Origin of the sequence: Microbacterium maritypicum (assembly GCF_041529975.1) — a bacterium.
In the GTDB taxonomy this organism is placed as follows: Bacteria; Actinomycetota; Actinomycetes; order Actinomycetales; family Microbacteriaceae; genus Microbacterium.
Window position 1 is genome coordinate 2,865,145 of record NZ_CP168030.1, and the last position, 24,877, is coordinate 2,890,021.

Sequence of the window (24,877 nt, forward strand, 5' to 3'; positions counted from 1 at the left end):
ATTCCCTGCGCGACGGGTGGGATCCCGAGCGCGTGAAGTCTCGGCGCGGTCTTCGATGCTTCCGACCCAGCTCGGGCTGATGCCCCACGGGCGGGATGACGGTCGCTGGGAGCGCCGAACTCGGCCCGGCTTTCAGCGCGAGAGGTGCGCTCTCGCGCATCCCATGTGGACCGCCACTGGCCTGCGTCACCGGGGCCCGCGGAAGCGTCGTCTGAGAGGTCATCGCCGCCAGGAGCGACAGCAAGCGGCTCGGCCTTCTTCACGGCGCGTCCGAAGAGCGGAATGATGGGGGCGATCCGGTCGGGATCGCCCCCACGAGTGTCACTCATCAGGCCGGACGACGCTCAGCGAGCTCGTCTGCTGCAGCAGGCACGGCGGCTGGTCCGCCGATGCCGAGCTTCTGCTTGATCTGCGTCTCGATCGCCAGCGCGATGTCGGGGTTGTTGAGCAGGAAAGTCCGTGCGTTCTCCTTGCCCTGACCCAGCTGGTCGCCATCGTAGGTGTACCACGAGCCCGACTTCTTCACGATGGCGTGTTCGACGCCGAAGTCGATCAGGCTGCCCTCGCGAGAGATACCGACACCGTAGAGGATGTCGAACTCCGCCTGCTTGAAGGGCGGGGCCATCTTGTTCTTCACGACCTTGACCCTGGTGCGGTTTCCTACCGCGTCGGTGCCGTCCTTCAGCGTCTCGATACGGCGGATGTCCATGCGGACAGAGGCGTAGAACTTCAGCGCCTTACCACCGGCGGTGGTCTCGGGTGATCCGAAGAAGACACCGATCTTCTCGCGGAGCTGGTTGATGAAGATCATGGTCGTGTTCGTCTGGCTCAGACCACCGGTGAGCTTGCGCAGCGCCTGCGACATGAGTCGTGCCTGCAGGCCCACGTGCGAGTCACCCATCTCGCCCTCGATCTCCGCACGAGGCACGAGCGCCGCGACGGAGTCGATGACGATGAGGTCGATGGCACCGGAACGCACGAGCATGTCGGCGATCTCGAGCGCCTGCTCGCCGGTGTCGGGCTGAGAGACGAGAAGCGCGTCGATATCGACACCGAGCTTCGCCGCGTAGTCGGGGTCGAGCGCGTGCTCGGCATCGATGAAGGCTGCGATGCCACCGCCACGCTGCGCGTTCGCGATCGCGTGCAGCGTCAGCGTCGTCTTACCCGAGGACTCAGGTCCGTAGATCTCGACGATGCGGCCACGCGGGAGACCTCCGACGCCAAGGGCGACGTCGAGGGCGATGGAGCCGGTGGGGATGACGGCCACGGGGGCGCGCTCATCACTACCCAGCCGCATGACCGAGCCCTTTCCGAACTGACGATCGATCTGGGCGAGTGCGGTCTCGAGGGACTTCTCGCGGTCGGCGGGTGATGGCATGGTCTGCTCCTTCTGCGCGCGTGGTGCCGCCTGTAGGCTGTCGCGGCTCTCCCGGTTGGGAGGAACTCTCCGACAAGGCGTAATGGCTCTTCGGCTTGTTTCCACCGTAGGAGAGGCCACCGACATCGACGCCGAGAGCTCGCATACCGTGGAGAACAGATTCCCTGAACCACTTGTGCAGAAGACTACGCCCGCTTCGAACAGATCTTCGACGACACGCCGATCATCGCAGGCCGTGTCCCGTAACCTGCGGACACCCTCCAGGGTTCAACGCCCTCGCGGCTCCTGCCGTCCGACGCCGTGCCGACGGTTCTCCGGAACATCCATCTCTGCGCAGAGCGCCAACCAGATCTCCCGCGGCGGCGTGCCGTCCTCCAGAGCTTCGAGCGCCGTACGGCCACGCAAGGCTGAAAGCCCGAGGTCGTTCACCAATGACGAGGCTCGCGCCTGGAACTCGGTGTCGACGGCGCGAAGGAACTCGCTACGACGCATCGCTCACCCGCATGCGAAGCTCAGTGCAGCGAGAGCTGAGGCTCGACCGACGCGACGAGGTCGTCCGGAACGACATCCGGGAAGACCTGAATGCCCTCGAGTACAGAGATGCGGTCCCCGACCTCACGCATGATCGTCGAGATGGGCACGTCGAGAGCATCGGCGACGGATGCGAGGATCTCGCTCGACGCCTCCTTCTGGCCCCGCTCGACCTCACTGAGGTAGCCGAGCGCCACCGACGCTTTGCTTGCGACCTGCCGGAGCGTGCGCCCCTTCTGCAGGCGGAAGTCCCTCAGCACATCGCCGATTTCCTGTCGTACAAGAATCATCGGAACCTCCTCCCCATGTGATCGTTCGAGGTCTCCCCCGATGAGACAGCCAGTCTAGTACTCCTGACCTGCCCGAAATCTACCCCTGCACTCTGTGGTTTGAATGTGAGCACATCGGTAATAACCGACATCGGACCGTCACTATTCCTGGACGAACTCGAGCAACGTTTGGAGAGCCGCCACCACCGTCAGAGCGCGGATCGAATCACGGTCACCCTGCAGGTGCAGCGCCTTCGTCGACGAGCCGTCGGGCGTCACGATCCCGACGTGCACCGTTCCCACCGGCTGGCCGTCGGGGGAATCCGGGCCGGCGATGCCGGTCGTCGAGACCCCGACGTCAGCCGGGACTCCGTCTACGTTCACGACGCGGCGCACGCCGTCTGCCATCTGCAAGGCGACCTGCGGGTGGACCGGCCCGTGAGTAGCGAGGAGCTCGGCATCCACACCGAGGACCGTCGCCTTGACCGGGGTCGCATAGGCCACCACACCACCGAGCAAGACCGCGGAAGCCCCCGGAACCGACACGATCTCGGCGCACAGCGCGCCGCCCGTGAGCGACTCGGCGACGCCCAGAGTCCAACCGCGGCGTGTCAGAGCCGACAGCAGTGCGGCGGCGCCCGCGTCGCTCATGCCTGCTTCTGGCGCGATCCGCGTGCCTGCGCGACGATGTAGTCGATCCCGCTCGCCACCGTGAGCACGAGGACAATGACCATCAGGATGAAGGTGATCAGCGTCCAGGCATCGAGGCCGATGAGGACGTGTAGGGGAAGCAACGCCCACCCGAGTGCGACCCCCTGGAACGCCGTCTTGATCTTGCCCATCCAGGCAGCCGCGACCACATGCTCGCTCGCGACCATGAGACGGTGGATCGTGATCCCCCACTCACGGATGAGGATGATCGCGACGATCCACCAGCTGACCTCACCGAGGATGGCGAGGCCGATGAAGCCCGCTCCGGTGAGCATCTTGTCGGCGATCGGGTCCCAGAGTTTGCCGAAGTCACTGACGATGTCGTACTTGCGTGCGAGGTAACCGTCGACCCAGTCGGTGGAGATCCCGACGATGAAGATGATGGCGGCCGCCCAGCGGAGGCCGGGCTCGGGGAGTCCGTAGGTGCCACCGAACAGCAGCAGGACGAAGAAGATGACCGCCAGCGGGATGCGCGCGACGGTGATGGCGTTGGGCAGCTGCCGAGGAATCGTCATCAGTCGCGCCCCGTCAGGCCCCAGGCGTCTTCGTCGCCGCCGTCGGCCTCCACCTCGGGGAGTCCTTCATACTGGGCGGCGATCGGATCATGCGGCTGAGGCATCGGCGGAACCGGAGGGGCTGCCGGAGCCGGGGAGGCCGCCGGAGCATCGTCTCCGCGCAGCTTCGCCATCACCTGTGGGAGCTGCTCGGCCGTGGCCAGCACGTCGCGGGCCTTCGACCCCTCGGAGGGTCCGACGATCTCACGGGACTCCAGAAGGTCCATCAGGCGACCCGCCTTGGCGAAGCCGACACGCAGCTTGCGCTGGAGCATCGATGTGGAGCCGAACTGCGATGAGACGATGAGCTCGGCTGCGGCGAGCAGAAGCTCCAGGTCATCGCCGATGTCTTCGTCGACTTCCTTCTTCTTCGTCGGCTCCATCGCCTCCTGCACATCGGGTCGGTAGTCCGGCCGAGCCTGACGGGTGACGTGCTTGACGACGGCGTCGATCTCCTTCTCATCGACCCACGCACCCTGCAGACGGAACGGCTTCGACGATCCCATCGGCGAGAACAGCGCGTCGCCCTGCCCGATCAGCTTGTCGGCCCCGGGGCTGTCCAGGATGACGCGGCTGTCGGTGACGCTCGTGACAGCGAAGGCGAGACGGGACGGCACGTTGGCCTTGATGAGACCGGTGACCACGTCGACGCTGGGGCGCTGCGTGGCGAGGACCAGGTGGATACCCGAAGCTCGCGCGAGCTGCGTGATGCGGACGATCGAGTCCTCCACGTCACGAGGCGCGACCATCATCAGGTCGGCCAGCTCGTCGACCACGACGAGGAGGTACGGGTACGGCTTGAGAACTCGCTCGCTGCCCACAGGGAGTTCGACTTCGCCGGCGCGCACGGCGCGGTTGAAGTCATCGATGTGACGGAAGCCGAACGACGCGAGGTCGTCGTACCGCATGTCCATCTCCTTCACGACCCACTGCAGCGCCTCGGCCGCCTTCTTCGGGTTCGTGATGATGGGCGTGATGAGGTGCGGGACGCCGGCGTAGCTGGTGAGCTCGACGCGTTTCGGGTCGATCAGGACCATACGCACGTCAGCGGGGCGAGCGCGCATCAGCAGGCTCGTGATCATGGAGTTCACGAAGCTCGACTTACCGGAACCGGTGGAACCGGCCACCAGGAGGTGCGGCATCTTCGCGAGGTTCGCGATGACGATGTTGCCACCGACGTCTTTGCCGACGCCGATGGTCATCGGGTGCGTGCTCTTCTGCGCGGCCGGCGACCGGAGGACGTCGCCGAGCGCGACCATCTCCTTGTCGGCGTTCGGGATCTCGATGCCGATCGCGCTCTTGCCGGGGATCGGCGAGAGGATGCGGACGTCGTTCGACGCCACGGCGTAGGCGAAGTTGTTGCTCAGCTGCAGGATCTTCTCGACCTTGACGCCGTGACCGACCTCGACCTCGTACTGCGTGACCGTCGGCCCGCGCGAGAAGCCGGTGACCTTCGCGTCGACCTTGAACTGCGTCAGCACGCTGGTGATCTGCTCGATCACCTTGTCGGTGGCCTCGGAACGAAGAACCGGCGGCGGGCCTTCGACGAGGAGGCCCGGAGAGGGCAGGATGTACGGCGTGACGGGGGCCTGAGGTCCGCGGTCGCCCGGGCCCTCAGTACCGAACCCGTCGAGCCCCGGAAGCTCCGGCACCTCGCCGGTGTCGGAGGAGTCATCGAGAAGCGCCGTCGTCTGCTGCTCGGCAAGCGAATCGGCGACCGACCTGACGTCGGATAGCACCTCGGTCGCGGCGTCGTAGGGATTCTCGACGACGACCGCCTGGTCGTAGGCCGGAGTCGGATCGGAGGTCGTGAGCAATGCGGTGATGTCATCCGAGCCGAGGGTGCCCTCGTCAGGGTCCTCTTCACGGCCGGTCTTGTTGCGACGCCACCAGGGCAGCACATCGGGGTCGTCGACCTTGTCGGCGTCGTCGATCGCCGCCGCGTCCTTGGCGGGCTTCTCCGGACGCTCGGCGTCGAACATCCAGGCGTAGAGATCACCGAGACGGGAACCGATGCGGTTCGGCGGCGTCTTGGTGAGGATCAGGATGCTGAGTGCGGCCAGCAACGCGAGCACGACGTACGCAGGGATATTCGTGAGGTAAGTCAGCGGCTGCCCTACCAACCACCCGAGCAACCCGCCCCCCGTGTTCAACGCCGTGATGTTCGGCTGGGGCTGTGGTTGTCCACCGGCGACATGGCAAAAACCTGCCAGGGAGATCACGAACAGGCCGAAACCGAAGCCGATGCGTCCGTTGTCGTGAACCGACGCGGGGTGACGGAACAGCCAACCGGCCAGCACCAGCAGAAGCAGTGGCATGATGAACGCCACTCTGCCGACGAGCAGCCCCACCGAGTAGGCACTGATGTTCTCGGCCGCTTCGTTGCCGATGAAGACCCACTCGTTCACGGCGCCGAGAGCCGCGAGCAGCACGAGGAGGAACGGGAAGCCGTCGCGGCGGTCGTCCTTCTCCAGCGCCTCAGGCCCGAAGGCGCGGAAGAGCCCGCCGACGCCGTGGGCAAGTCCGATCCAGGCCTGGACTGCAACCGGAGGCTTGTCTGCCTCGTCGATGTACTTCTTGGGAGCGGGCTGGGCCTTGGTAGCCGTCTGCCGCTTGGGGCGCGACGGCGCGCTTGTCGACGCGCGCTCTGTCTTCGTGGTGCTCCTGGCCATGCTCTCACGTTACGACCAACGGCCGACATCTCCGCGTAATGACGCGGCATTCCACCGATCCTCGCGACGCCGACTACCGGGTCCGACGCGCCATGGTTTCGCGCGACTCTCCTTCCGCCACGAGGGCGAACCCCTCGGCGCGATACAGATTGCGGGCGAAGTTGTCGCGTTCGACGCTCAGGCTGATCCGCGCATGCCCCTGCGTACCGGCGAGCTCGATGACACCGCGCAGGAGAGCGCGTCCGACACCGCGTGCACGCCAGAGCGGATGCACGCCGATGATCAGCTCCGGAACGGCGACGCCGACGAAGCCGAACCCCGGCGCATTCTGCGGGAGCACGCGATACCAGGCCGCACCCACGGGCACCTCGTGTGCACCGGTGGCCACCAGCCCGTCATCGGCCATGCGCTTCCACCCCGCGAGATAGCGCCGATGGTCGGCAGAGTTCAACACCTCATGCCGCGGACGCACTCCCCCGGCGCGCCAGCTCGCCGCCTCGACGAGCATGTCGCCGAGGAACATCGCATCAGTCTGCGCCGCCCTGCGAAGGGCAAAGCCGCTGTCCATGCCGCGAGCATAGAACCGGGGTGTTACGCCGGGATGACGGCCGACCGTGAATACCGAGCGACCGTCACGCCTCGATGACGAGCGGGACGATCATCGGACGACGGCGGAGTCGCTGGTTGACCCAGCGCCCGATCGTGCGTCGCACGACCTGAGACAGCGAGTGGGTGTCGCGCACCCCGTTGCCGGCCGCCTCCTTGAGCGCCGCGACGATCTTCGGCGCGACGTCATCGAACACGGAGTCATCTTCGGCCACACCACGCGCGTGGATCTCAGGACCGGAGATGATGCGGCCGGTCGCGGCATCCACGACGACGATCACCGAGATGAAGCCCTCCTCGGCGAGGATGCGTCGATCCTTGAGGTCGGCATCGGTGATCGCTCCGACCGAAGAGCCGTCCACGTAGACGAATCCGAGATCCAGCTGGCCGACGACGCTCGCCACGCCGTCCTTGAGATCGATCACGGTGCCGTTCGAGGCGATGATCGTATTCGACTCCGGGACGCCGGTGTCCTGCGCGAGCTTGGCGTTCGCGATGAGATGGCGGTACTCGCCGTGCACCGGAAGGACGTTCTTGGGCTTCAGGATGTTGTAGCAGTAGATCAGCTCGCCGGCGGCGGCATGCCCGGAGACGTGAACCTTCGCGTTGGCCTTGTGCACGACGTTGGCGCCGAGCTTGGTCAGCCCGTCGATCACGCGGTAGACGGCGTTCTCGTTGCCCGGGATGAGGCTGGAGGCGAGGATGACGGTGTCGCCCTCGCTGATCTCGATCGCGTGGTCCATGTTCGCCATGCGGCTCAACACCGCCATCGGCTCACCCTGCGACCCGGTCGACATGTAGACGATCTGCTCGTCCGGGAGGTCGCGCGCCTTCTTGAAGTCGATGAGGACCCCGTCCGGCACCTTCAGGTAGCCGAGCTGCTCGGCGATGGTCATGTTCCGCACCATGCTGCGGCCGAGGAAGGCGACGCGGCGTCCGTTGGCGTACGCCGCGTCGATGACCTGCTGCACGCGGTGGACGTGGCTGGAGAAGCTCGCGACGATGACGCGGCGCGGCGCCTTGGCGATGACCTGGTCGAGAACCGGGCCGATGGAGCGCTCGGTGGGAGTGAAGCCGGGGACGTCGGCATTCGTCGAGTCCACGAGGAACAGGTCGACGCCCTCCTCGCCGAGGCGGGCGAACGCACGCAGGTCGGTGATGCGGCCGTCGAGCGGCAGCTGATCCATCTTGAAGTCACCGGTGGCGAGCACCATGCCGGCCGGCGTCCGGATGGCGACGGCCAGCGCGTCAGGGATCGAGTGGTTGACTGCGACGAACTCGAGATCGAAGGGTCCGACACGTTCCTGCTCGCCCTCCTTCACGGTGAGGGTGAAGGCCTTGATGCGATGCTCCTTGAGCTTCGCTTCGACCAGCGCGAGCGTGAGGCCCGAACCGATCAGCGGGATGTCGCTCTTCAGACGCAGCAGATACGGAACGGCGCCGATGTGGTCCTCGTGGCCGTGAGTCAGTACGACACCGACGATGTCGTCGAGGCGATCGCGGATCGGCTCGAAGTCGGGCAGGATCAGGTCGACGCCCGGCTGGTGCTCCTCAGGGAAGAGCACGCCGCAGTCGACGATCAGGATCTTGCCGTCGTACTCGAAGGCCGTCATGTTGCGACCGATCTCGCCGAGACCACCGATCGGGATGACCCGCAACGTCCCTTCAGCGAGAGGGGCCGGTTCTACCAGGGGAATGGACATGCTGTCTCCTCAGTCGGACACTCCGCGCGTCCGTTCGTTCGTGGGGACGCGACTCAACGCGTCGTGCCGTGCACCTTCGGCAGGGCACCACCCGCAGCCGCATTGCGGTCGGGGCGGAAGTTCGAGAAGTCGGCTCCGGGAACGTTCTTGACGAGGTCGAGCTCATCCTCGATGAGCGCGGCCTCCCATTCCTCGGGACCGACCAGGGGCAGCCGCACGCGCGGGCTCGAGATACGTCCGAGCCCGTGCAGGATGTACTTGGCGGCGACGGTTCCTGGGACGTGCGTCATGACAGCGCGCACGAGCGGCTCGAGCCGCTTGTGCTCGGCTGTCGCCGTCGCCAGGTCGCCCGCGTTCACGGCGTCGATGATCGTCCGGTACGGCGCCGCCGCGACGTTCGCCGTCACGCCGATGAGCCCGGTGGCGCCGATCGCGAGGTGCGGCAGCACGTTCGCATCGTCGCCGGAAAAGTACATCAGGTCGGTCTGGTTGAGCACGCGGCTCACCTCGGAGAAGTCGCCCTTGGCGTCCTTCACCGCGAGAATGTTCGGGTGCTTCGCGAGGCGCAGGATCGTCTCGTACTTGATCGGCACTCCGGTACGGCCCGGGATGTCGTAGAGGATCACCGGGAGGTCGGTCGCGTCGGCGACCAGACGGAAGTGCGTGAGGATGCCGGCCTGCGTCGGCTTGTTGTAGTACGGCGTGACGATCATGATGCCGTCGGCGCCGGCCTTCTCGCTGGCCTTGTAGAGCTCGATGGCGTGCGCGGTCTCGTTGGATCCACCGCCCGTGATGATCTTGGCGCGACCTGCCGAGACGGACTTGCCTACCTCGACGAGCTTGAGCTTCTCGGGGTCCGTCAGGGTCGAGGTCTCGCCGGTCGTTCCCGTCACGACGATGCCGTCCGCTCCCGCGGTGATCACGTCATCGATGTGCTTCTCGACGGCGGGCCAATCGACTTCGCCGTCGGCCGTCATCGGAGTGACGAGCGCGACGAGAACCTGTCCGAAAGGGTTGCCCGAGTGCGTCATAGACCCAGCGTATCGGTTCGGGTCGCGGTCATGCGGACGCGGTGACGCTCCTCAGACACGGCCGCGTCGCGCGACGCCCGAGGTCAGCGAACTCGGCAGCACACGCGTCAACGCCACGATCGCCTTGTACCGCAGCGACGGAATGGACACGGATTTGCCACGGGCTGCATCGCGCAATCCCGTGCGGACCACGTCGCGGGCGTTCAACCACATGAAGCCGGGCACGCCCTCCTCGCCCACGGCGAGGCCCATCCGCTCGTGGAACGAGGTGTGCGTGAATCCGGGGCAGAGGGCGGTGACGCTCACCCCGTCGCGCGCATACTCCGCGTTCGCCCATCGACTGAAACCGATCAACCAGGACTTGCACGCGGAATAGGTGGAGCGCGAGATGAAGCCGGCGACGGAGGCCACGTTGATGATGCGCCCGCCTCGTCCGCGCATGGACTGCAGAGCGGCGTGCATGAGACGCATCGACGCCTCGACGTGCACCCGGAGGTGTCGGACCTCGTCGTCAATGTCGTTGTCGGCGAAGCGGAGGGGCAGCCCGAATCCGGCGTTGTTCACGAGCAGGTCGACCGGGTCGGCGGTGTCACGCAGCCGTGCGGCGACACTCTCGACCCCCGCAGCATCCGCCAGATCGGCGGGGAGCACCTCGACGGCGACCCCGTACTCACCGCGCAGCTCGGTCGCCAGCTGCTCCAGCGCATCCGCGGAACGCGCGACGAGGATGAGGTCGGCGCGACGGCGGGCGAGCTGGCGGGCGAACTCTGCGCCCAGTCCGGCACTTGCTCCGGTGATCAAAGCGGTGGGCATCAGCGCTCGTATCCGAGGAAGCGGTAGCGGATGCCGGTGCGGGAGGTCTGCCACTCCCCCTCGTCGACGAGTCGCCACCCGGTCTTGGCCGGCGCGTACGCGTCGCCGTCGACATCGAGATCGAGCTCGGTGACTTCGAGCCGGTCGGCGTCGCCGATCACCTGACGGAAGATCTCCGCGCCGCCGATGATCCACACCCGGTCCAGGCCGCGGACGGCTTCAGCGACGGTGGCGGCGCGGCGGGCACCCTCCTCCGACCAGTCCTGCTGGCGGGTCACCACGATGTTGTCACGGCCGGCCAGCGGACGGAATCGTTCAGGGAGCGAGTCCCAGGTCTTGCGCCCCATCACCACCGGCGTCCCGAGCGTGACGTCCTTGAAGTGCGCCAGGTCTTCGGGCACGTGCCAGGGCATGCCCCCCTCGGCGCCGATCACGCCGCCGTGGGCTTCGGCCCAGATGAGCCCGACCCAGGTCATACCGCCACCGCCGCGCGGATCGGCGCGTGATGCTGATAGTCCTCCACCACGAAGTCCTCGTACCGGTAGTCGAGGATCGACTCGGGCTTGCGCGCGAATCGGAGCGTCGGGGATTCGAACGGCTCACGGCTCAGCTGCTCGCGCACCTGCTCGACGTGGTTGTCGTAGACGTGGCAGTCGCCGCCCGTCCATACGAAGTCACCGGGCTCGAGCCCCACCTGCTGCGCGATCATCATCGTGAGCAGGGCGTAGGAGGCGATGTTGAACGGCACCCCGAGGAACATGTCGGCGCTGCGCTGATACAGCTGGCACGAGAGCTTGCCGTCGGCGACGTAGAACTGAAAGAGCGCGTGACAGGGAGCGAGTGCCATGTCGGGGATGTCAGCCGGGTTCCACGCCGAAACGATGAGCCTGCGCGAATCGGGCGAACGCCGGATCTGCTCGATCACCTCGGAGAGCTGGTCGATGCTGCCGCCGTCAGGCGTCGGCCACGACCGCCACTGCACACCGTAGACCGGCCCGAGGTCGCCGGACTCGTCCGCCCACTCGTCCCAGATCGTGACGCCGTTCTCCCGCAACCAGCCGACGTTGGAGTCGCCCTGCAGGAACCACAGCAGCTCGTAGGCGATGGATTTGAAGTGCACGCGCTTCGTGGTGATGAGCGGGAAGCCCTTCGACAGGTCGAAACGGATCTGTCGACCGAAGACACTCGTGGTCCCGGTGCCCGTCCGATCCGACTTGTGCGTGCCGGTCTCCAGGACATCGCGGAGCAGGTCTTCGTAGGGCGTCGGGACGGCTGCACTCATGACAGCCACGATACCTTCCCAGCCCCGGGCACGGGCGGAGCCACCGCGTTGGGGCCGGGGTTCGTCATGCTCGGAAACATCGGCATCGGCACCCCGACGGAGCACGTACTCTCGACACATGTCGCCCGCTCTCGCCCTCGGAGTCGCCGTGGCGCTCCTCGCGCTCGCGACGATCATCGGCATCGTCCTGCGACGTCGAGACGGACGGCGACGCGATGGCGGGACGCTTCGATTCGACCCCGCGGATGTCGTGTCGGCGGAACTCGGCTCGCGCGCCACCCTCGTGCAGTTCAGCACCGAGATGTGCGCGCGGTGCCCGCAGGTCCGTCGCCTGCTGCACGACTACGCGTCCGGTCATGATGGGCTCGCGCACGTCGAGGTGGACCTGACCCATCGCCCCGATCTCTCCGCGCGCTACCGGGTGCTGCAGACGCCGACGACGTTCCTGGTCGACGGTTCCGGCGCGGTCCGCGCACGATTCCACGGGGTTCCCCACCCGCACGCCCTCACAGAAGCCGTCGCCGCCGTCTGAGGCGCGAAGACCGGAGCAGACATGAGCACTCCCGAAGGCATCGATCCCCGTGGTCCGCGCTTCGCCGCCACGATCACCGCGTTGCTCCTCCTGGTGGCGACGTTCCTGGCATTGATCGGGATATCGACGGAATCCGCGAGTGCGGGCTCATTCGGCTGGTTCGCCTATCAGCCGCTCGCGGATTCCACGTTCGTCCCCGGTGGTTTGGTGATCTCATCATCGACACCCGCCCAACGCGCGCTCGACCCGGGCTTCCTGCTCACGGTCATGATCGCCCTCCTGTTCCTGTGGGGTGTCGTCTCGCCCCGGACCACGCCGTGGAGCGTCGTCTTCCGCGCGCTCGTCCGCCCGCGACTCTCACCGCCGACCGAGCTCGAGGACCCGCGCCCGCCCCGGTTCTCCCAGGGCGTGGGGCTGTTCGTCGTCGGCATCGGTCTCGTCCTGCATCTCCTCGGCGTCCCGTGGGCGCTCCCGATCGCCACGGCAGCCGCCTTCATCGCCGCATTCCTGAACGCCGCCTTCGCCTTCTGCCTCGGTTGCCAGCTCTACCTCCTGCTCCAGCGCGCCGGCATCATCGGGCGCCCCGCCGCCGCCTGATTCCTGTTCCGTCCCGCCGGGCCCCTCGGTAGGCTGGCCGCTACGTGACCCGCACACCGAGCGGGTCCCGAGAAGCGGAGGAATCATGCCCGTCACCAGCGAAGCCGCCAGCACCTGGACCGGATCGCTCATGGAGGGATCGGGCACGGTCGCGTTCTCGTCGTCGAACCTCGGCACCTTCCCGATCAACTGGAAGGCGCGCAGCGAAGGCAGCGACACCACGACCACGCCGGAGGAGCTCATCGCGGCGGCCCACGCTTCGTGCTTCAGCATGGCGCTCTCCCATGCGCTCGCGGAGAACGGCACCCCGCCGGAGCGTGTCAACACGACGGCCTCGGTCACCTTCAAGCCGGGCGTCGGCATCACGGGCAGCCACCTGAACGTGAACGCGACGGTACCGAACCTGACGCCCGAGGCGTTCCAGGAGATCGCGGCGGGCGCGAAGACCGGCTGCCCGGTGTCGCAGGCTCTCGCCGGCATCGAGATCACTCTCGAGGCGACTCTCGCCTGAGGGACGACGCGGGGGTCAGCGCCGCGAGAGGCGGATCGCCTCGCGGATGCTGGCCCTGGCATCCTTCCGGCGCCCGGCGGCGTCCTGCACGACGCCCAGTCGGTAGCGCGCACGCCAGTCACCGCCGGCTGCGTCGGCCTCGGCGGCGTATCGCGCGATGAGCGGATCCGCGTCGGCGCGAGCGATGCGACCGCTCGGCGTCAGCTCCGTCTCCACCGGAGGCATCCCGCCTTCCGCATCGAGCAGACGTCCGAGGCGGTCCGCACCGAAGCCGAACATCATCTCGCGAACCAGCGCCCAGGCCCCGATCGGAGCAAGCACCAGCAGTGTGACACCCATGCCGATGGACACCGGAGAGCCGACCGAGATGAACATCACGGCCAGCCAGATCGCGACGGCGAGATAGACGAGCAGCGCCGCGGCCATCAGGCCGACGCCGATCCGCGACATCACGAGCGGATGCCGATGTCGATCATGTTCTCCAGGCCGACGATTACACCGGTGGCCTGAACCGCGAACGGCACGGCGAGCCGGATCCCCGGCGCATAGGCGAGCGCCGAGTCGGTGGTGTCATGCGTGAACGTCAGCGACTCGCCGGGGCCGGAAAGGATGACCTCCTGCTTGGCGACAACTCCGGGCCGCCGCAACGAGTGGATCGGCACGCTGCCGACCTGCTGCCCCCGCGCACGCTGATCCGCATGCGGAGCGCTGACAGGGCCCTGCTCCGCGCGGGCCGCCGCGATCAGCTCGGCGGTGCGCACAGCCGTGCCGCTCGGCGAATCGATCTTGGTCTCGCGGTGCGCTTCGATGATCTCGGCGGAGCCGAAGAACGGGGCGGCGGCCGCAGCCAGTGCCGACCCGAGCACTGAGCCGAGCGAGAAGTTCGGGATGAACACCGCGCCGGTGCCGGCAGCCTCGACGAGCGGACGCACGAGGGCGATCCGTTCCGAAGACCACCCGGAAGTCGCGACGAGGACGTTGATGCCCCGTTCGACAGCGGCGCGGACGACCTCGATGCTGACCTGGGGCGTCGAGGCATCGACGACGAGATCGGCCCCGTCGAGCTCGGAGAGATCACTCGACGAGGTCAACACGCGGCTCACCTCGAAGCCCTCGAGCTCATCGATCACCGCACCGATGATCGTGCCGAGCTTCCCGGTTCCGCCGACGAGGGCTACCTGCGTGGTCATGCGTCCAGTCTATTTCGCGGGACGCGGTCCGTCCGGGGGCGCGCGGGGGGTGCTCCGCCGTTCTGGAAACGAGAGTTCTCAGACGAGAAGCGCGTCGGGGATTCCCGTTCGCAGCTCCACCGGAAGATGCCCGGTGTCGTTGTGCGTGAGAAGCGTCCACGGCCGCCCCTGCTTCTGCGCGATGACGGTCAGACCGCAGTGGGACTGGTTCAACGTCATCCATCGCCACTCCGGCGCCGCGAGCACTTCGCGCACGAACCACGAGATCACGAAGTTGTGTGTGATCAGCACCTCATGCACCTCCCCGGTCTTGCGCACGAGGAACTCCTCGACCGCATCCGACATCTGCGCGCGCCCCGCTTCGATCTCGGCTTCGGTGACCGAGCCGAAGAACGGCTCGAACACCGCGGGAGTCTCTTCGGTCATCCCGGTGGGGACGCAATCGAAGAGCAGCGCGGTGGGCTCAGGATCGACCGACGGCAGACGAGCAGCGATCGCTCGAGCCGTCTCGTTCGCGCGGAGCAACGGCGAATGCCATACCGCGTCGAGCGGAAGCCCGGACAGTCGGTCGGCGATCAGCTCGGCCTGACGCTGCCCTCGGGGAGAAAGGGGTCCGTCGGCGAGACCATGCTCCGCATCCTGATGTTCACCATGTCTGACCAGATATATGTAGTGCGTCACAACTCGCTCGCTTCATCGCCAGCATCCGCCGGGCCTTGATCCCACCCTATGTCACGGGTGGGACGATGCTCAGTTGCCGGCCCGGGTCAGCTCGGCGAGGTGGCTCCGCGACAGCGAGACACCCGCGCCCTGCATGAGTTCATCGACATGTTCCGTCGCGAACGTGTTCACGATCGGTGCCGCGATCGTGCGCTGAGCGAGCAGCCAGGCGATCGAGACCGCAGCCACGGGGACCGCCAACTCTTCGGCCACCTGGTCGAGTGCGCGCAGGATCTTGATACCCCGCCGGTTCAGGTGCCCGCGCAACTGCTCGCCGCGCACGCCGCGCGAGGTCAGCGCCTTATTACGGTGGCGCCCCGAGAGGAACCCGTGTTCGAGGGCGTGAGACGGCGTCACCGCGAGGTTCTGCGCACCGGCGACGAGGCGCAGGTCGCCCTCGAACGGCTGGCGACGGATGAGGTTGTACGGCGCATCGATCACCTGGATGCGCGGGTATCCGGCCGAGGCGAGGATGCGTGCCTCGACCAGTCGCTCCGGTGACAGGCCGAAGGCGCCGACGGCACCGACCTTCCCCGCGTCCGACAGCCATTCGACGGTCGCCAGGGTGTCTTCGAGATTGGTCGTGGCATCGAGCGTCGCGTCGAGGTAGAGGACGTCGATGCGCTCGACCCCGAGCCGTGTGAGCGACCCCTCCACCGCACGTACGAGGTTGACCGAGCCCAGCCCCGGATTGTCGGCGTGGGCACCGATGCGCACGCTCAGCACCGCGTGATCGCGCCGACCGCGCGACCGCAACCACTGGCCGATGATGTGCTCGCTGCGCCCGCCGGAGAATCCGTCGGCAGTATGGATGGCGTTACCGCCGAACTCCATGTAGCGATCGAGGATTCCGTGGCTGGTCTCGAGATCGACGTTCCAGCCGAACTCGGCGGCGCCCAGCATCAGCGGGAAGGTCTCGTAGCCGGTCTCGCCGAGCGGGACGCGGATGGTCTCCCCTATTCCCGGTCCGACGATGGGGATCGGTGCGGACGGATGCTCGGCGTGCTGCTGGGCGCGATCGGCCGACGCTCCTGCGCCTACGCTGAACAACCGCATACTCTCTCACCCCCGCGTCGATCGGTGCGTGCCGACCTGCGTACCTGCTGGATCTGCACCCCCCGGTGCGTACTTCGAGGGTAAGCGAATTCATCGAACGCCCTGACCAATCCGGGGAACGGCGCGGAAACGGCCGATAACGATTTGGTCACACCGGATACGACGGAACCCGGGCCCATCCACGACGGACGGACCCGGGTTCCGGTTCGATCTCTGCGCTTACTCGGCGGCCGCGTCTTCGGCGGGCGCTGCCTCAGCGGCGGCAGCATCGTCGAGAACGGGCTCGAGCGAAAGCTTGCCGCGGTCGTCGATCTTCGTGATCTTGACGAGGATCTTCTGACCGACCGACAGCACGTCGTCGACGTTCTCCACACGCTTGCCACCGGCGAGCTTGCGCACCTCGGTGACGTGCAGCAGGCCGTCCTTGCCCGGGAGCAGCGAGATGAACGCACCGAAGGTGGCGATCTTCACGACGGTGCCGAGGAACTGCTCCCCGATCTCCGGGTTGGTGGGGTTGGCGATCGCGTTGACCTGGGCGCGAGCGGCCTCGGCCGCGGGTCCGTCGGTCGCACCGATGTAGACGGTGCCGTCCTCTTCGATGGAGATCTGCGCGCCGGTCTCGTCCTGGATCGCGTTGATCGTCTTGCCCTTCGGGCCGATCAGCTCACCGATCTTGTCGACCGGGATCTGCACGCTGATGACGCGCGGCGCGGTGGGAGCCATCTCGTCAGGTGCGTCGATCGCAGCGTTCAGGACGTTGAGGATCGTGAGGCGAGCCTCGCGAGCCTGCGTCAGCGCGCCCGTGAGCACCGACGTCGGGATGCCGTCGAGCTTCGTGTCGAGCTGGATCGCCGTGACGAAGTCACTCGTTCCCGCGACCTTGAAGTCCATGTCACCGAGAGCGTCTTCCGCGCCGAGGATGTCGGTCAGCGCCGCGTAGCGGGTCTCACCGTTGACCTCGTCGGAGACGAGACCCATCGCGATACCGGCGACGGGGGCGCGCAACGGCACACCCGCGTTCAGCAGCGACAGGGTCGACGCGCACACGGAGCCCATCGACGTCGAGCCGTTGGAGCTCAGCGCCTCGGACACCTGACGGATCGCGTACGGGAACTCCTCGCGGCTCGGCAGCACCGGCACGAGCGCGCGCTCGGCGAGGAAGCCGTGCCCGATCTCGCGACGCTTCGGCGAACCGACACGGCCGGTCTCACCGGTCGAGTAGGGCGGGAAGTTGTAGTGGTGCATGTAGCGCTTGCTCGTGACCGGTGACAGCGAGTCGATCTGCTGCTCCATCTTGAGCATGTTCAGCGTGGTGACACCCAGGATCTGAGTCTCGCCGCGCTGGAAGACCGCGGAGCCGTGCACGCGCGGGATGACCTGCACCTCGGCGTCGAGCGGGCGGATGTCCGCGAGCCCACGGCCGTCGATGCGAGCGCCCTCGGTGAGGATGCGACCACGGACGATCTTCTTGGTGACCGACTTGTACGCCGCGGAGAACTCGAGCGGAGCCGCAGCCGGGAGCGAACCCGCCTCGGTGGCCTCGATGAGCTCGGCCTTGACGCGGTCCTTGATCGCGTCGTCAGCGGTCTGACGCTCGACCTTGTCGGCGATCTGGTAGACACCGACGAGCTCGTCGTAGGAGCGGCCGGCGACGAAGTCGTAGACCTCCTGGCTGTACGCCGGGAAGACCGGGTAGACGCCCGGCTCCTTCGATGCGGTCGCAGCGAGCTCGGCCTGAGCCTTGACGAGCTGAGCGATGAACGGCTTCGAGGCCTCGAGGCCCTGGGCCACGACCTCTTCGTTCGGCTTCGTGGCGCCGGCCTTGATCAGGTTCCAGCTGCCCTCGGTCGCCTCGGCCTCGACCATCATGATGGCGACGTCTTCCGTGCCATCGGCCTTGGTGACGACACGACCGGCGACGATCAGGTCGAACACGGCCTCCGAGACCTGCTCAGCGGTCGGGAACGCGACCCACTGGTCGTCGTTCTGGCCGTTGCCCGGGATGAACGCGAGGCGCACACCGGCGACGGGGCCGGAGAACGGAAGACCCGAGATCTGCGTGGACGCCGACGCGGCGTTGATCGCGAGAGCGTCGTAGAACTCGCCCGGAGCGATCGACATGACGGTGATGACGACCTGGACCTCGTTGCGCAGGCCGTCGACGAACGACGGGCGCAGCGGACGGTCGATCAGACGGCAGACGAGGATCGCCTCCGTGGAGGGACGGCCCTCGCGACGGAAGAACGAGCCGGGGATCTTGCCGGCAGCGTAGGAGCGCTCCTCGACGTCGACCGTCAGCGGGAAGAAGTCGAAGCCCTCGCGCGGGTGCTTGCCTGCGCTGGTGGCCGAGAGGAGCATGGTCTCGCCGTCGAGGTACGCGGCGACTGCGCCCTGAGCCTGCTGCGCGAGGCGGCCGGTCTCGAAGCGGATGGTGCGGGTGCCGAAGCGGCCGTTGTCGAGAACGGCCTCGGTGGCGGTGATTTCAGGACCTTCCAAGAGGTCTCTCCTTCTTTGTTTAGACTCGCGAGTCCATGTGACGCGCGAGCGTGTTCAAAGGAGCGGAACGGAAGGGTTCGGGCGCGCGGGCATTCCCGCGAATGTCGCCTGCGCTGGCCACCAGTAGAAAGCCACCCGACATGTCCTGCCGAGGAACCCACCACAGGGGACCAGCTTCTCCGCCGCTCGCTCCATGAGTCGATATTCGATTGTGCGGTTGACACACGTCAACCTCATCCACCCTACCAGCGGACTCCGCAAAACCCACGTCGCCGCAGCGGCGCGGAGTGGACAGGCACCGGCCACGGAACGTTCACCGCGCGGATGCCACACCGTGGCGGAAGTCCGTTGTGCTGTCTCCATGCGCATGTCAGTGATCGGCTGCGGGTACCTCGGTGCCGTGCACGCCGCAGCCATGGCCTCGATCGGACACGACGTCATCGGCATCGACGTCGACGAACGGAAGGTGGCCGCACTCGACGCAGGATCCGCACCGTTCTTCGAACCGCAGCTGACGGAGCTGCTCGCCGAGGGACGAGCATCCGGTCGGCTCCGGTTCAGCAGCCGGATGGCGGATGCCGCGGGCGCGCAGGTGCACTTCCTCGCAGTGGGAACCCCGCAGATCCCCGGCGGTCACGCGGCCGACCTCCGCTACGTCGATGCGGCGATCGACGGGCTGCTCCCCCATCTCCGCCGCGGCGACGTGATCGCGGGGAAATCGACCGTGCCGGTGGGCACCGCCGCACGGCTCGCTGCGCGCGTCATCGACTCGGGCGCGACCGTGGTGTGGAACCCCGAGTTCCTTCGCGAGGGGTGGGCCGTGCACGACACGCTGACACCGGACCGGCTCGTGGTCGGCGCCGAGACGGACTCCGCGGGCACACGCGCCGTGGCGGTGCTGCGCCAGGTCTACGCGGCGGCCGTCGCGGCCGGGACGCCCTTCCTGGTCACCGACCTCGCCACGGCGGAACTGGTGAAGGGCGCCGCGAACGCCTTTCTCGCGACCAAGATCTCGTTCATCAACGCGATGGCGGAGATCGCCGAGGCCTCCGGCGCCGACGTGGCGCTGCTCGCCGACGCTCTCGGCCACGACTCGCGGATCGGTCGGCGCTACCTCGGCGCCGGCATCGGCTTCGGCGGCGGCTGCCTGCCGAAGGACATCCGGGCATTCGCCGCCCGTGCGGAAGAGCTGGGTCGCGGCGAAGCGGTCGGGTTCCTCCACGAGGTGGACGCGATCAACCTCCGGCGCCGCGAACGGGCGGTCCGGCTCGTCGTGGACGCATTGGGCGGGCTCGTGTTCGGACGTCGGATCGCTGTACTCGGTGCCGCGTTCAAGCCGTTCAGCGACGACATCCGCGACAGCCCCGCCCTCGACGTCGCCGTTCGGCTGCGTGGGCTCGGCGCAGACGTCGTCGTGACCGACCCCGCCGCTCTCGACAACGCCGCTGCCGCGCACCCGCAGCTGGGCTATGCGCGACACCGCGATGATGCTCTTCGGGAAGCCGATGCGGTCGTGATCGTGACCGAGTGGGACGAGTACCGTCGCGATCTCTCCCCCACGCACGCCGGCGGTCTGGTCCGCGGACGGATCATCATCGACGGACGCAACTGCCTCGATGCGGCGGCCTGGCGTGCAGCGGGCTGGCAGTATCACGGCATGGGGCGGCGCTGACCGCCTCCGCACGTCGGCGGTGGCTCGACGAGTCGACGCGTGCGCTGCGCCGAGCGGATCAGCCGATGTTCGCCCACCGCGCCGCGGACGAGCGCCCGAGATAGACGTAGTCCTCATGCTTCGCCACACGACCATCGCCCGCCGCGCGACCGTGCAGGCGGCGCCAGACCCAGGGAAGGGCGTGTCGCCGCCACCACGCGCCCGCACCGATCGGCTCGTGCTCGTGCAGGGCGGCATCGAGGATACCCAGCGCATCCGCATCGGGAACACCCAGAATCTCGGCCGCTCGATACGCCAGGAGACGATGGCCCCGGCTGCTCAGATGCACCAGATCCTCACCCCAGTTCGGTCGCTCGGCCAGTGCCGGATGCAGGTCCGTGTCGATCAGGATCGCTCCCGTCCGCGCCGCGATCCCCGTCAACGCCGTCGCGAACGCCGCGAAGCGCCGCGTGTAGACGGCAGCCGCCCGACGATCCGGGAGGAACGGGGTGACCAACAGCACATCCGCTCCGATCGCCCGCAGCCGCACGACAGCGTGCTCCACCTCCGCGGCGAGCGCTGCGACGTCGACACGATGCTTCACGAGATCGTTCGCGCCGATGAGGATCGAGACGAGGTCAGGATGCAGTTCGAGCGCGCGGTCCACCTGCCATCCGGACACATCGCGCACACGTTTCGACCTGATCGCGAGGTTCGCGTAGTGGAGCCCGCCCCGCGCGGCCAGCAGCAGCGCGAGCCGATCGGCCCACCCACGCAGGCCCCCATCCGGGGCGGGATCGCACAGGCCCTCGGTGAGCGAATCCCCCAGGGCGACGAAGCGGCGCCAGCGACGCGCGGTCACCGGCGGCGGGGAATCGGGCCGGGTGACGCGGCGAGCGCGGGAGGCCGCATCCACCCGCTGCAGCAGACGCGCCTCCTCGAAGTGCCCGAGCAGCTGATCGCACACGCTCGTCCAGCTGCGACTCTGCACCGCGTCATGACCGGCTTTTCCGAACGCCCGTCGCTTTCTCGCGTCGCCTGCCAGATCGGCCACTCGCATCCGCAGGTCGCCGAGGTCTCCTGGGCGGTACAGCCAGCCGTCGACACCCATGCGAACGAGATCGAGGGGCCCGCCGCGGCCGGTCGCGATCACCGGGACCCCGCTGGCGTGGGCCTCCTGCAGGGTCTGCCCGAACGTCTCGCTCTCCCCGGGGTGCACGAAGACGTCGAACGACGCCATGGCCGCGGCGAGCGCAGACCCGTCGAGGTGGCCGAGGAACACGGCATCCGGGAGCAGCCCCTCCAACCGTGCTCTGCTGGGTCCGTCTCCGACGATCACCAGGCGCGCACCCGGGAGGTCGCGGAGCGCGGCGAGGTCCTCGACCTGCTTCTCCGGGGCGAGGCGGCCGACGTATCCGATCACGATCTCGGCACCCCACGCGGCGCGCAGTCCGGGATTGCGACGAGACGGTCGGAAGCGTTCCGCGTCGACTCCCCTCCCCCAGTGGCGTACACGATCCACCCCGAGTGCGGCGAGCTGCTGAGCGGAGTCCGCAGACGGAGCGAGCGTCATGGTCGCGCGTCGATGCAGGCGCGCGATGTGCGTCTGGGCGATGCCCGTGGCCGCGGCCACCCGGTAGCGCTCCGTGTAGGCCGCCACGTCGGTCTGGTAGGCGGCGACGCTGGCGACCCCGATCCGCTCGGCGGAGAGCACCCCCCGCCAACCGAGCGCGAACGGCGAGGCGAGGTGCACGACATCCGGCTGGAAACGCCGCAGGGACGCGGCGATGCGCGGAGCGCCCGACGTGCCGACCCTGACGTTGTGGTACCCCGGAAGAGCGAGGCTCGGGATCGCTTCGATCGACACCCCATGCACCTCCCCGGGGATCCCGACTGCGGCGGGGGCGATCACGTGGGCATCGTGGCCGTGTTGCTCGAGGTGACGCAGGATCTGCAGCACCGACCCGGTGACACCGTTCATGTGGGGAAGGAAGGACTCCGTGACGATCGCTACTCTCACAGCCTCAGGATGACCGAGCGTCGCGGGCGCACGCCTCGGAAACGGCCCGCAGCACCGGATGTTCACCGGATGCTGGACGGCGGGTCACCGGCTATGCGCTCTTTGGTTCCCGTTCACTCTCTGCAGGCACAGTGGGAGACGTGACGACGGATCTGCTCGCCGAATCCCTCACCGGGCCGTGGAGCCTGGCGCTGATGGGCCTGCTCGTGCTCGGGGACGCCTTCTTCGTCGTCGTGCCGGGTGAGATCGCGGTGACCGCGCTCGGAGCGCTGGCGGTGACCACCGGAGCCCCGCCGCTCTGGGCGGTCGTCGTCTGCGCCGCGGCAGCCGCGACCGTGGGAGACGCCTGCTGCTATCTCGTCGGCCGGACCGTCGGCGTCGATCGGTGGCGGTGGATGAGGGCGCCTCGGGTGCAGCAGGCATTGGGTTGGGCACGGCACCGGTTGGACACGGGGACGGCCACCGTGCTCTTCACGGCCCGATTCGTGCCCTTCGCCCGGCTGGCGATCAACCTCGTGGCCGGGGCGTCGCGCATCCATCCGCCTCGCTACCTCGCTCTGGTCGCACTGGCCGCGACCGGTTGGGCGCTCTACCAGGCGGCAGTGGGCGCCACGATCGCCGCCATCCTGCCGGGCGGGCCGGTGATCGCCGTTCCGGTGTCGATCGTCGTCGCGCTGGGGCTGGGCGTGCTGCTCGATCGCCTCAGTCGGCGCACGGGAGGGTGACCTGCCGCAGCCGGTGCTCTAGGCTCGGGGCATGAGCACCGAAGAAGGCGCCTCCTCCTCTGAGGAGATGAAGCGCAAGTTCAAGGAAGCGCTCGAGAAGAAGAACGCGCACCACCGGCAGGGCGAGGCGCACCTGGATGGCGACTCCGCCGTGCACAGTGCGAACGCCCCGCAGACCCGGCGCGAGTTCCGACGCAAGAGCGGTTGACCGCGCGGATGCGGGAGCCCGTTCATCCGGACTCCCGCATCCCTCACCCGCTCGTCAGCTGCGTTCGGCTCGCGCCCTGGCCCGCTCCTCCTTCGCCGCCATCTCCGTCACTGCCGCCTCCCGCAGTTCCTGCACATCCGCGCCCTGCGGTGCATCCGCATTCCCGTGCGCGTCGACGCCGTCGAGCAGTGACTCGTCGAAGGGGAGTTCGCCGCTCAGCACCCGTCGCACGCGGTCGCGGTCGATCTGCTTCGTCCAGGTACCGATCAGGAGGGTCGCGACGGCGTTGCCGGTGAAGTTCGTCAGAGCTCGTCCCTCCGACATGAAGCGGTCGATGCCGACGATCACGCCCACCCCGTCGACGAGGTCGGGGCGATACGCCTGCAGACCCCCGGCGAGTGTCGCCAGCCCCGCACCGGTCACTCCGGCAGCCCCCTTGCTGGCGATGATCATGAACACGAGCAGGCCGATCTGTTCGCCGATCGACATCGGCTGCCCCATCCCCGTGGCGATGAACAGCGATGCCATCGTCAGGTAGATCGCCGTTCCGTCGAGGTTGAACGAGTACCCGGTGGGCACCGTGATGCCGACGACGGGCTTGGAGACGCCGACGAACTCCATCTTCGCGATCAGGCGAGGGAGGGCGGATTCCGACGAGGACGTGCCGACGATGAGCAGGTACTCCCGCGCGAGGTACTTCATGAGAGCGAAGATGTTCACCCGCGTCACCGCCCACAGCATCACACCGAGGATCACGACGATGAACAGGATGCACGTGATGTAGAACGCGACCATCAGCGTCCCGAGACTCCAGATCGCCGCCACACCGGTCTTGCCCACCACCGCGGCGATCGCTCCGAACGCGCCGATCGGTGCGAGCCAGAGGATCATCCCGAGGATGCGGAAGACGAGCTTCTGCAGCTGCTTGACCGCCTCCATGATGGGGGCGCCGCGCTCGCCGAGTCCCTGCAGCGCGAAACCGACGAGCAGTGCGATGAACAGCACCTGCAGCACGCTCTCCCCCGTGAAGGCCGAGAAGAAAGTGGTCGGGATGATGCCGAGGATGAACTCCTGCGTCGTCTTGGCCTCTGCCTCGACCACGTCATAGGTCGAAGACGCCATATCGAGGCCCGCGCCCGGGTGGATGATGTTCCCGACGACGAGTCCGATCGCCAGCGCGAACGTCGACATCACCATGAAGTAGAGGAGCGCGAGTCCGCCGATCTTGCCGACCGTGGCCGCTTTGGCGATGGAACCGACGCCCACGACGATCGTGCAGAAGATGATCGGGGCGATCATCATCTTGATCAGGGCGACGAAGCCGGTGCCCAGCGCTTCGAACCCTCGGCCCACCTCCGGCCAGATGAGCCCGACCGCCGCGCCGAGCACGACGGCGATCAGCACGGACACATACAGCCAGGTGTGCCGGTCCCACGCGTGCTTCCCTCGTCGCCAGTTGAACTTCGGCAGTGCGAATCCCGTTGTGAGCGCCACGGCTTCCTCCTCGATCGTCGACGTCGTCGTCCGAATGGCGGCTTCTGCACCGCCGATCGGTTCCCACGGTGATCCACCTCCCGCCGCAGCGCGAGTTGTGGTCGTATTGGTCACGGCACCTGACCAT

25 protein-coding genes are annotated in these 24,877 nt (G+C 67.6%); 6 read left to right on the plus strand and 19 right to left on the minus strand.

Annotation, left to right across the window (positions count from 1 at the left end; genetic code table 11):
* Nucleotides 1-328 precede the first annotated feature (328 nt).
* The 12 genes from recA to ACCO44_RS13985 all read right to left on the minus strand — a co-directional run bounded on the left by recA (nt 329) and on the right by ACCO44_RS13985 (nt 11,550).
* Nucleotides 329-1,378 (minus strand): recombinase RecA, encoded by a 1,050-nt coding sequence (recA, locus tag ACCO44_RS13930; RefSeq protein ID WP_029263605.1) that lies wholly within the window; start codon nt 1,376-1,378, stop codon nt 329-331.
* Nucleotides 1,379-1,645: 267 nt separating this feature from the next.
* On the minus strand, nt 1,646-1,870 hold the full coding sequence (locus ACCO44_RS13935) for a DUF3046 domain-containing protein (RefSeq protein WP_081859941.1): 225 nt from the start codon (nt 1,868-1,870) through the stop codon (nt 1,646-1,648).
* 20 nt (nt 1,871-1,890) lie between these two features.
* Nucleotides 1,891-2,199, minus strand: a complete 309-nt coding sequence (locus tag ACCO44_RS13940) for a helix-turn-helix domain-containing protein (protein WP_026049981.1) — start codon at nt 2,197-2,199, stop codon at nt 1,891-1,893.
* Between the two features lie 141 nt (nt 2,200-2,340).
* Complete coding sequence (locus ACCO44_RS13945) at nt 2,341-2,829, minus strand: CinA family protein (RefSeq protein WP_372466989.1); 489 nt, start codon at nt 2,827-2,829, stop codon at nt 2,341-2,343.
* A complete protein-coding gene (gene pgsA / locus ACCO44_RS13950; RefSeq protein WP_105709797.1) occupies nt 2,826-3,404 on the minus strand; it encodes a CDP-diacylglycerol--glycerol-3-phosphate 3-phosphatidyltransferase in 579 nt (192 codons plus the stop codon). Before pgsA ends, ACCO44_RS13945 begins: the two co-directional genes overlap by 4 nt.
* Nucleotides 3,404-6,115, minus strand: a complete 2,712-nt coding sequence (locus tag ACCO44_RS13955) for a DNA translocase FtsK (protein WP_372466990.1) — start codon at nt 6,113-6,115, stop codon at nt 3,404-3,406. Before ACCO44_RS13955 ends, pgsA begins: the two co-directional genes overlap by 1 nt.
* 73 nt (nt 6,116-6,188) lie before the next feature.
* Nucleotides 6,189-6,683 carry an N-acetyltransferase family protein gene (locus tag ACCO44_RS13960; protein ID WP_372466992.1) on the minus strand — a complete coding sequence of 165 codons (495 nt, stop codon included), beginning with the start codon at nt 6,681-6,683 and terminating at the stop codon, nt 6,189-6,191.
* Nucleotides 6,684-6,747: 64 nt separating this feature from the next.
* The gene (locus tag ACCO44_RS13965; RefSeq protein WP_105709794.1) at nt 6,748-8,424 is read right to left on the minus strand and encodes a ribonuclease J; all 1,677 of its coding nucleotides are present in this window, start codon (nt 8,422-8,424) and stop codon (nt 6,748-6,750) included.
* Between the two features lie 53 nt (nt 8,425-8,477).
* Nucleotides 8,478-9,455, minus strand: a complete 978-nt coding sequence (dapA, locus tag ACCO44_RS13970; RefSeq protein WP_029263611.1) for a 4-hydroxy-tetrahydrodipicolinate synthase — start codon at nt 9,453-9,455, stop codon at nt 8,478-8,480.
* A 51-nt stretch (nt 9,456-9,506) separates the two neighbouring features.
* Nucleotides 9,507-10,268, minus strand: a complete 762-nt coding sequence (locus tag ACCO44_RS13975) for an SDR family NAD(P)-dependent oxidoreductase (protein ID WP_372466994.1) — start codon at nt 10,266-10,268, stop codon at nt 9,507-9,509.
* Nucleotides 10,268-10,744: a dihydrofolate reductase gene (locus tag ACCO44_RS13980; protein ID WP_029263613.1), complete on the minus strand. Its 477-nt coding sequence runs from the start codon at nt 10,742-10,744 to the stop codon at nt 10,268-10,270. The genes ACCO44_RS13975 and ACCO44_RS13980 overlap by 1 nt, the downstream gene beginning before the upstream one ends.
* Entirely contained in the window at nt 10,741-11,550 is an 810-nt protein-coding gene (locus ACCO44_RS13985; RefSeq protein WP_105709791.1) for a thymidylate synthase, read from the minus strand. Before ACCO44_RS13985 ends, ACCO44_RS13980 begins: the two co-directional genes overlap by 4 nt.
* 118 nt (nt 11,551-11,668) lie before the next feature.
* Here ACCO44_RS13985 and ACCO44_RS13990 point away from each other — a divergent pair, with 118 nt between their 5' ends.
* The 3 genes from ACCO44_RS13990 (at nt 11,669) to ACCO44_RS14000 (ending at nt 13,190) form a co-directional block, all read left to right on the plus strand.
* On the plus strand, nt 11,669-12,082 hold the full coding sequence (locus ACCO44_RS13990) for a thioredoxin family protein (RefSeq protein WP_262000814.1): 414 nt from the start codon (nt 11,669-11,671) through the stop codon (nt 12,080-12,082).
* A gap of 21 nt (nt 12,083-12,103) precedes the next feature.
* Complete coding sequence (locus ACCO44_RS13995; protein ID WP_372466997.1) at nt 12,104-12,679, plus strand: DUF4395 domain-containing protein; 576 nt, start codon at nt 12,104-12,106, stop codon at nt 12,677-12,679.
* Between the two features lie 85 nt (nt 12,680-12,764).
* On the plus strand, nt 12,765-13,190 hold the full coding sequence (locus tag ACCO44_RS14000; RefSeq protein WP_029263617.1) for an OsmC family peroxiredoxin: 426 nt from the start codon (nt 12,765-12,767) through the stop codon (nt 13,188-13,190).
* Nucleotides 13,191-13,205: 15 nt separating this feature from the next.
* Here the strand turns inward: ACCO44_RS14000 and ACCO44_RS14005 are convergent, their stop codons facing one another.
* The 5 genes from ACCO44_RS14005 to ACCO44_RS14025 form a co-directional block, all read right to left on the minus strand.
* Nucleotides 13,206-13,640: a hypothetical protein gene (locus ACCO44_RS14005; protein ID WP_372469410.1), complete on the minus strand. Its 435-nt coding sequence runs from the start codon at nt 13,638-13,640 to the stop codon at nt 13,206-13,208.
* Entirely contained in the window at nt 13,640-14,380 is a 741-nt protein-coding gene (gene dapB, locus ACCO44_RS14010) for a 4-hydroxy-tetrahydrodipicolinate reductase (protein WP_372466998.1), read from the minus strand. The genes ACCO44_RS14005 and dapB overlap by 1 nt, the downstream gene beginning before the upstream one ends.
* Nucleotides 14,381-14,458: 78 nt before the next feature.
* Nucleotides 14,459-15,061, minus strand: a complete 603-nt coding sequence (locus ACCO44_RS14015; protein ID WP_029263620.1) for a histidine phosphatase family protein — start codon at nt 15,059-15,061, stop codon at nt 14,459-14,461.
* 69 nt (nt 15,062-15,130) lie between these two features.
* Nucleotides 15,131-16,156 carry an aldo/keto reductase gene (locus ACCO44_RS14020; protein ID WP_105709785.1) on the minus strand — a complete coding sequence of 342 codons (1,026 nt, stop codon included), beginning with the start codon at nt 16,154-16,156 and terminating at the stop codon, nt 15,131-15,133.
* 219 nt (nt 16,157-16,375) lie between these two features.
* Entirely contained in the window at nt 16,376-18,652 is a 2,277-nt protein-coding gene (locus ACCO44_RS14025) for a polyribonucleotide nucleotidyltransferase (RefSeq protein ID WP_029263622.1), read from the minus strand.
* A 361-nt stretch (nt 18,653-19,013) separates the two neighbouring features.
* On the opposite strand from ACCO44_RS14025, the gene ACCO44_RS14030 reads away from it, so the two are divergent.
* Nucleotides 19,014-20,324 carry a UDP-glucose/GDP-mannose dehydrogenase family protein gene (locus ACCO44_RS14030; protein ID WP_372467000.1) on the plus strand — a complete coding sequence of 437 codons (1,311 nt, stop codon included), beginning with the start codon at nt 19,014-19,016 and terminating at the stop codon, nt 20,322-20,324.
* Nucleotides 20,325-20,382: 58 nt separating this feature from the next.
* Here the strand turns inward: ACCO44_RS14030 and ACCO44_RS14035 are convergent, their stop codons facing one another.
* On the minus strand, nt 20,383-22,284 hold the full coding sequence (locus ACCO44_RS14035) for a GDSL-type esterase/lipase family protein (protein ID WP_372467001.1): 1,902 nt from the start codon (nt 22,282-22,284) through the stop codon (nt 20,383-20,385).
* A 179-nt stretch (nt 22,285-22,463) separates the two neighbouring features.
* Here ACCO44_RS14035 and ACCO44_RS14040 point away from each other — a divergent pair, with 179 nt between their 5' ends.
* Both ACCO44_RS14040 and ACCO44_RS14045 read left to right on the plus strand, forming a co-directional pair.
* Complete coding sequence (locus tag ACCO44_RS14040) at nt 22,464-23,048, plus strand: DedA family protein (protein ID WP_372467003.1); 585 nt, start codon at nt 22,464-22,466, stop codon at nt 23,046-23,048.
* A 31-nt stretch (nt 23,049-23,079) separates the two neighbouring features.
* Nucleotides 23,080-23,256, plus strand: a complete 177-nt coding sequence (locus ACCO44_RS14045) for a DUF5302 domain-containing protein (protein ID WP_017830923.1) — start codon at nt 23,080-23,082, stop codon at nt 23,254-23,256.
* 54 nt (nt 23,257-23,310) lie between these two features.
* On the opposite strand, the gene ACCO44_RS14050 is transcribed toward ACCO44_RS14045, so the two are convergent.
* Nucleotides 23,311-24,750, minus strand: a complete 1,440-nt coding sequence (locus ACCO44_RS14050) for a cation:dicarboxylate symporter family transporter (RefSeq protein ID WP_372467004.1) — start codon at nt 24,748-24,750, stop codon at nt 23,311-23,313.
* Nucleotides 24,751-24,877 lie beyond the last annotated feature (127 nt).